This is a genomic window from Mesorhizobium sp. L103C119B0, from assembly GCF_000502235.1.
In the GTDB taxonomy this organism is placed as follows: Bacteria; Pseudomonadota; Alphaproteobacteria; order Rhizobiales; family Rhizobiaceae; genus Mesorhizobium.
In genome coordinates, this window is the sequence record NZ_AYXE01000052.1 from 1 (window position 1) to 5,497 (window position 5,497).

3 protein-coding genes, 1 tRNA gene and 1 pseudogene are annotated in these 5,497 nt (G+C 62.0%); all 5 read left to right on the forward strand.

The features are described from left to right. Positions 1 to 400 (forward strand): annotated as a pseudogene (tuf, locus tag X728_RS137130) (elongation factor Tu); the annotation flags it as partial. Between the two features lie 282 nt (positions 401 to 682). Continuing rightward, entirely contained in the window at positions 683 to 2,182 is a 1,500-nt protein-coding gene (locus X728_RS137125; RefSeq protein ID WP_348524408.1) for a hypothetical protein, read from the forward strand. 328 nt (positions 2,183 to 2,510) lie between these two features. After that, positions 2,511 to 4,205 (forward strand): hypothetical protein, encoded by a 1,695-nt coding sequence (locus tag X728_RS137120; protein ID WP_348524409.1) that lies wholly within the window; start codon positions 2,511 to 2,513, stop codon positions 4,203 to 4,205. A 91-nt stretch (positions 4,206 to 4,296) separates the two neighbouring features. Beyond that, on the forward strand, positions 4,297 to 4,779 hold the full coding sequence (locus tag X728_RS137115; RefSeq protein ID WP_023667442.1) for a group II truncated hemoglobin: 483 nt from the start codon (positions 4,297 to 4,299) through the stop codon (positions 4,777 to 4,779). A gap of 160 nt (positions 4,780 to 4,939) precedes the next feature. Beyond that, positions 4,940 to 5,015 (forward strand) — tRNA-Trp (locus X728_RS137110). The last annotated feature ends 482 nt before the right edge of the window (positions 5,016 to 5,497 follow it).

Consider the following 5,497-nt stretch of genomic DNA (forward strand, 5'->3'; position numbering starts at 1 on the left):
CCGCAAGCTGCTCGATCAGGGCCAGGCCGGCGACAACATCGGCGCGCTGCTGCGCGGCGTTGATCGTGAAGGCGTCGAGCGCGGCCAGGTTCTGGCCAAGCCCGGTACGGTGAAGCCGCACAAGAAGTTCGTGGCCGAAGCCTACATCCTGACCAAGGACGAAGGTGGCCGTCACACGCCGTTCTTCACCAACTACCGTCCGCAGTTCTACTTCCGCACGACCGACGTGACCGGCATCGTGTCGCTGCCGGAAGGCACGGAAATGGTTATGCCCGGCGACAACATCACGGTCGATGTCGAGCTGATCGTGCCGATCGCCATGGAAGAGAAGCTGCGCTTCGCCATCCGTGAAGGCGGCCGCACCGTCGGTGCCGGCATCGTCGTCACCATCAAAGAGTAATCGAGCCCGGCATCGCCGGATCGAAACGGATAGGGGCGGCCCTCGGGCCGCCCTTTTTCGTTGGCTAGATGTGCCTATTTGGGGTCCCAATCTCTGTTGCAAGTCTGTGAGCCTCTACAGTATAGATTGCGTTGAGGGCTTGGTCGGATGGTTCCACAGCACCGTTTGCATAGTCGGCCATGGTTGGCACTGGGGCTGATCTGCCTGGTGTCGATGCTTGCCGTGGGCAGCGCCGCCTTCGCGGCCGAGACAAAAAATTCAGAGCCGGATCCGGATCCGCCGATGCGGTTCGTCGTCGTGCGCAGCGGCGCGGCGGGCTGTGAGCCGACCTGTCCGGAATGGATATCGGCCGAGGGTGCCATATCGGCCAAGTCGCCGGCGCTGCTCAAGGCTGCCCTGAAAACGCTCGGCGGCCGCAAATTGCCGATCGTCATCAACTCTCCGGGCGGCGATGTCGATGCGGCCATCGCCATGGGCCGGATGATACGCAAGAACAAGCTCGACATCGCGGTCGGCAGGACCTGGTTCGTCGGCTGCGAGCCGGGGATGAAAAACTGCAAGGAGAACGACGCCAGAGGCGCGCACTATATCGGCAGCCCCTATGTGCTCGGCAGCTATTGCGCGTCCGCTTGTCCAATGATGCTGGCCGGCGGCACCAGGCGCCTGGTCGGGCCGCTGGCCTATCTCGGCGTCCACCAGATCACGACCACGATCGTGCAGATGAACGTGCAATATCAGGTCCGCTACCGGATCGTGAAAGGCAAGAAGCGGGTCATCAGCAAGAAGGTCGTCAGCCGCAAGAACACCGGCAGCTACAAGACCTACGAGATGAGCAAGGGGGTGGAGCGCAAGCTGTCCGCCTATTTCAAGGAGATGGGTGTCGACCTCAGCATCATCGAGACGATGAAGAGCACGCCGGCCAGCGACATCCAGCAGATCGACCTCAGCGACATGCTGACAATGAAGCTGGTCACCAGCGACGACGCTGCAGATTTGCTGACCAGCGCAAGCCTGTGCAGGCTGAACCTTCCGGCTCCGAATTGCCGGGAAATACCGGCGAACAAGCCAGCCGGCGGCCTGCCGGACGTGGCAAAGGCTGCGCCGCTGCCGGTGAAGCCGGAGAGCGCGCCGCACGATGACGGCATGCGCTTTGTCGTGGTTCGCGGCAGCAACCCGCTCTGCAATCCCGACTGCCCGGAATGGATTGCAGCGCAAGGCGCGATTACGCCCCAGACGCCGCAGAAACTCAGCCAATTGCTCGCCACGCTTGGCAACCGGCGGCTGCCGGTGGTGATCAGCTCGCGAGGCGGCGACCTCTCCGGCGCCCTGGCGGCGGGCCGGATCATCCATGAAAAGAAGCTCGACGTTGCCGTTGCCCGCACCGATTTCGTCGGCTGCGACCCGGCAGAGTGGAATTGCCTGGCCAGGGAAGGCGCCTATGCCGGGCTGAGCGTCGATGGCGACGGCGACTGCGATTCGGCCTGCGCGCTCATGCTGGCCGGTGGCGCCAGGCGGCTTGTCGGTACCCAGGCGCGGCTCAGCCTCTATCTGATGGGGCAGAAGCAGGCGGTCAAGTCCTACCTCGACGAGATGGCGATCAGCCCCGCTTTGTTCAGGGCGCTCCAGGGCAGTTCGGTCGAGCGCCAGCTCGAACCCGACATGATGCTGAAGGTTGGCCTGACGACCGGGCGCCAGTCGGTGGATGCGCTGACGGGTTCCAGCATCTGCAGATCGGCGCCGAAACCTGAGAATTGCCGCGTGGTGCCGTCGTCCAATGGCTGATCGCGCCTATCGTCATGGAAGAGAAGCCTTGCTTCGCCTTCCGTGAAGGCGGCCGCACCGTCGTGCCGGCGTCGTCATCACCATCGAGAAATAGTCGAGCCGGCGTCAGCCGGATCGACCAGGAGAGGGCGGTCTTTGGGGCTGCCTTTTTGTTTCCGGCGTTGCGCGGCACAAGTATTGCACGGTTGGTTCAAAACTATTGCAAGCACCGTCGCCGCAACTATTATGGATTGCATTGAGGGGTTTGCCGGGCGTGGTTTGGGGACACCGTTCAGACAATGCTGCAAGGTGGCGGCGCGGGCTGGTTCGGCTGGCGACGGTGGCCGCGATGGCGATGGCTGCCTTCGCCGCGAAGGCCGAGGATGCCGCCCCCGGGACATGGCAGACATTGCTCCCTCTGCAGGGAGTGCCCTATCCGACGAATGATCCGACGATATGGTCCGAGGATCGCTCGGAGATGAAGTTTGTCGTCGCGCGCAGCAACGCACCGGGCTGCGAGCCCAATTGTCCGGAGTGGATCTCCGCCGAAGGCGACATCGCAGCCGGGACGCCAGCCCTGCTCAAGCGCACCTTGAAGAAGCTTGGCAGCCACAAACTGCCCATCATCGTCAATTCCTTCGGTGGCAATGTCGAAGCCGCGCTCCAGCTTGGCCGGATAATCCGCAAAAACAAGCTCGATATCGCCATCGGCAAGACCGAGTTTCCCGATTGTTGGCCCGGGACAGAGGGTTGTGGCGCCGACTACGGCAAGGGCACGGCTTTTTTCGGCAGAGCGTCTGACGGTGCCAGCTGCAATTCCGCCTGTCCGCTAATGTTTGCCGGAGGCGTCCGGCGCGTCGCCGGCGGCTGGAACTATCTGGGTGTTCATCAGATCACCACCACCTGGTTCCCCTCCACAACGCACTACCGGACCACCTATCGCGTCAAACGGGGCAAAAAATATCGGGTCACCACGCAAACCGTCACTCCCGGTGAAAGCTACAAGACCTATGAGATGAGCAAGGGGTACGCGAGAAAGATCTCGGCCTATCTCCGAGAGATGGGTATCGGGCAGGGCGTGCTGGACTTGATGAAGGCGACGCCGGCCAGCGACATCAGGCAGATCGGCCTCCACGATATGCTGACGATGAAACTGGCCACCAGCACGGACACTCTGGACCTGTTTACCAGAGCAAGTTTGTGCATGTTCGACCCGCCGGCTCCGAACTGCCGGGAAATACCGGGAAACAAGCCAGCCGGCGGACAAACGCCCGTGGCCAAGCCGGCCGTGGTGGCTGCTATCAAGGCAAAGACCGGCCCCCCACTTTCTCAGGCGGCCAAGGCTCCAGCTCCCAAGCCGTTGCAGGCAGCGCCAGGGAATTCGACGCCAGATATGCGCTTCGTTGTCGTTCGCGGCAGAGACTCGCTCTGCAATCCCGATTGCCCGGAATGGATCTCGGCGGAAGGCGCGATGACGCCTCAGACCCCGCAAAAGTTGCGCCAGTTGCTCGACACCCTTGGCAACCGGCGGCTGCCGGTGGTGATCAGCTCACAGGGGGGCAGCCTGTTCAGCGCTCTGGCCGCGGGAAGGCTTATCCATGAACGGAAGCTCGACGTCGCCGTCGCTCGCACCACTATCGTCGGCTGCGACCCGCCCGAGGCAGGCTGCTTGGCCGATAACGGTGCCTATGTCGGGCTGATTAGCGATTTTGGAGTGGAGTGCGATTCGGCCTGCGCGCTCATGCTTGCCGCCGGCGCCAAAAGGCTGGTCGATCCCAAGGCGAGGCTCAGCATGTCCTCGAGGGGACAGACGCAGTTGGTTAAAGCCTACCTGGAGGAGATGGAGATGGACCCAGCTCTGTTCGCCGCGATAGGCTCGGTCGAGCGTCAGCTCGAGCCCGACATGATGCTCAAAGTCGGGCTGACAACCGGGCCGGAGTCGGTGGAGGCGCTAACTGGCCCCGCTATTTGCAAAACCTCACCCAAGCCCGACAACTGTTTGTTTCCGCCGACAGCCAAGGCCGAGTCGCCCGCCAAACTGTAGGCATCGCAGAAACTGGCCATCGAGCCAGGTTGAGCCATGCCCGATTTCTCCGCTATCGTCGTGGCAGGCGTCGCCCGGGGGAGGATCGAGAATGAGCCAGGATATCCCGACACTCTACGAATGGGCCGGCGGCATCGAAGCCCTCAACCGGCTGACGGAAACCTTTTACGACAAGGTGTCGCGCGACCCGGTGGTCGGCCCGGTGTTCAAACACATGTCGCCGGATCATCCCGCGCATGTCGCGGCCTTCATCGGCGAGGTTTTTGGCGGACCCAAGACCTACAGCGAACAGCATGGCGGCCATCGCGAGATGGTCATGCATCACTTGGGCAAGCATCTGACGGAGGAACAGCGCCGCCGCTGGATCAGCTTGCTTGCCGATGCCGCCGATGCGGTCGGGCTGCCGGACGATCCCGAATTCCGTTCCGCCTTCATGGGCTATGTCGAATGGGGGTCACGGCTTGCCAAGATGAATTCCACCCTCGGCGAGACCTGCGACCCGCAGACCGAACCGATGCCGGCCTGGGGCTGGGGCGTACCGGGCGGGCCGTACAAGCCGCCGGCCGGGGATTGAGCGCCGGCATGCGGCTTCAGGCAGGCGAAAAATCGAGATCGGCAGGGACGGGCTGGTCATCACCTATTCGGATTTCCGGCAAAGGATCTGAAAGCGCGTCAGACAACTCTTTACAGCGCGCCCGGAAGCTTTTAGGAAGCGCCTGCGCTGAAACGCGCGTACGGGCATAGCTCAGTTGGTAGAGCGGCGGTCTCCAAAACCGCAGGTCGTAGGTTCGAGCCCTGCTGCCCGTGCCATTTTCCTCGTTGGAATCCGGCATTTTAGAAACGCCTTGTTTTGGCTCCTCGTTTGGTTGGGCTGAAGCCGCGTACTCGACGAGCGACGTTCCGAAGGCATGCGCAGAGCGAGAGCGCTGATGCGCAATGCCGAAGTCGGCGTATTTCCACGAACCAATTTCCTTGATTCAACTGCCATTGGCGAGCCAATTGCCATTTGCGTTCACAATTCAGAATAGGCCTATTTTGCTGCCGCCAGCTGCTTTTCAGCGGCTGCGAATTATTGGAAGCGGGATGCTGGCCTGGCTACTGGAATTTTTTTGAACAGGGCTCTTGAACCGGTTTTCAGCCCTTCCTAATTCGTTTCCCGCCGAGGCCGATTGGCTTGGCAAAAGGCGGCGCTGCTGGGCGGCGCCCTTGTACCCATGTTGCTTCAAGGAGGATGTGGCTATGAGAACCTTTGATACCCTCTATCGGACCACCGTCGGTTTCGACCGGCTTTT